This window comes from Micromonospora sp. NPDC049799, assembly GCF_040656655.1.
In the GTDB taxonomy this organism is placed as follows: domain Bacteria; phylum Actinomycetota; class Actinomycetes; order Mycobacteriales; family Micromonosporaceae; genus Micromonospora.
In genome coordinates, this window is record NZ_JBFAMU010000767.1 from 1 (window position 1) to 1741 (window position 1741).

The 1741-nt window shown below is 74.9% G+C and carries 2 protein-coding genes; both read left to right on the forward strand.

Going from position 1 to position 1741, the window contains the following annotated elements:
- Positions 1-206 precede the first annotated feature (206 nt).
- Positions 207-779, forward strand: a complete 573-nt coding sequence (locus tag AB0I76_RS29270; protein ID WP_357042196.1) for a helix-turn-helix domain-containing protein — start codon at positions 207-209, stop codon at positions 777-779.
- A gap of 106 nt (positions 780-885) precedes the next feature.
- Positions 886-1741 (forward strand): TIGR04222 domain-containing membrane protein (locus tag AB0I76_RS29275; protein WP_357042199.1); only part of this gene is annotated, 856 nt, incomplete at its 3' end.

Consider the following 1741-nt stretch of genomic DNA (forward strand, 5'->3'; position numbering starts at 1 on the left):
GCGGTGAGCGCGTTGGCGGCCAGGTCACCGGGGACCGGCTCGGCCTGGACGGCGGCGACGGTCAGGGGCGCGGCGGGGACTGCGGCGGGGGGCGGCGGCACGGGGCGATCCTAACCGGACGGCGCCGGCCAGGATGATCGTCGCGGATCGGCCACAAGCCGTACGTACGGTTTGCGTGACCCGTTGTCACCTGACACGATCGACCCGTGCCCAGAGTAAGTCAGGACCAGCTCGACGCGCGCCGCCAGGAGATCCTGGCCGCGGCGCGGGCGTGCTTCGCCCGGCACGGCTACGAGGGCGCCACGGTGCGCCGGCTCGAAGAGGCGACCGGCCTGTCCCGGGGCGCGATCTTCCACCACTTCCGCGACAAGGACTCGCTCTTCCTCGCCGTCGCCGAGGACGACGCCGCCGCCATGGTGGAGACGGTCGCCCGCAACGGTCTGGTCCAGGTCATGCGGGACCTGCTGGCCCGGGCGATGTCGCCGGACACCACCGGCTGGCTCGGCAGCCAGTTGGAGGTCTCCCGCCGGCTCCGGACGGACCCGGCGTTCGCGCGGCGGTGGACGGAGCGGTCGGCCGCGATCGCCGAGGCGACCCGGGACCGGTTGGCCCGCCAGCGGGACGCGGGCGTCCTGCGCGAGGACGTACCCATCACGGTGCTGGCGCAGTTCCTCGAACTCGCCTACGACGGCCTGGTGCTGCACCTCGCGATGGGCCGCCCGGCCGGCGACCTCGGTCCGGTGCTCGACCTCGTCGAGGAGGCGGTCCGCCGTCGCTGACGGCGTACCACGTCTCGGGTTGGTAACTCGGCCTCCGGGCCGGTTCACCGGTCGCGGCGCGGCTCCACAATGAGGCGGCGTTCCTCTTCGTCCGACAGGAGCAGTCATGACCGTCCTCGCCGCCCCGGGCGACACGTGGGGCATCCCCGGTCCCGTCTTCGTCGGCCTCTACCTGCTGGCCGCCGTGGTGGTCGTCGTCGGCACTCTCGTCCACCGGTCCCGGATCCTCTCCGGTCAGCGCGTCCCGGCGGCCGACCAGCTCGGTCCGCAGCAGGTCGCGTACCTCAACGGCGGTGACCTGTTCGCCGTCCTGGCCTCCCTCGGTGGCCTGCGAAGCAGCGGAGTGGTCGGCGTACGCCCCGACCGGCGGTTGGCCGTCGGCGCGCAGTTGCCCACCGGGGTGACGCCTCTGGACCAGGCGGTCTACCACGCCGCCCGGCGCAACCTGCACTCTCGGGAGGTGGTCCGGGACGAGTGGGTCGGCCGCGCCCTCGCGGAGCTGCGGGAGGGTCTCCAGCGGCAGGGTCTCGCGCTCGCCCCGGAGCAGCGGTCCGCCGCCCGGCAAGGGTCGGTGTTGCTGTTCGGCCTGTTGGGGCTCGGCGTGGTCCGGGTCCTCGTCGGGCTGGCCAGCGGTCGGCCGGTCGGGTTCCTGCTGCTCGCGCTCGTCGCCGTGGCCGTCGCCGCGGCCCTGTTGAGGCGGGTGCCGTGGCGCACCCGCGCGGCCGATGCCATGCTGCGCGACCTGCGCCGCCGCAACGCCCACCTCGCCCCGGCGTCCTCCCCGGCCTACGCCACGTACGGCCCGGCGGGTGCCGCGATGGGCGTGGCCCTCTTCGGTGCCGCGTCACTGTGGGCCCTCGACCCGACCTTCGCCGAGCAGGCCGAGATCCAGCGGCAGGCGGCGAGTGGCGCGGGCGGCTCGTCCGGCTGCGGCGGCGGCAGCTCCTGCAGCGGCGGCTCCG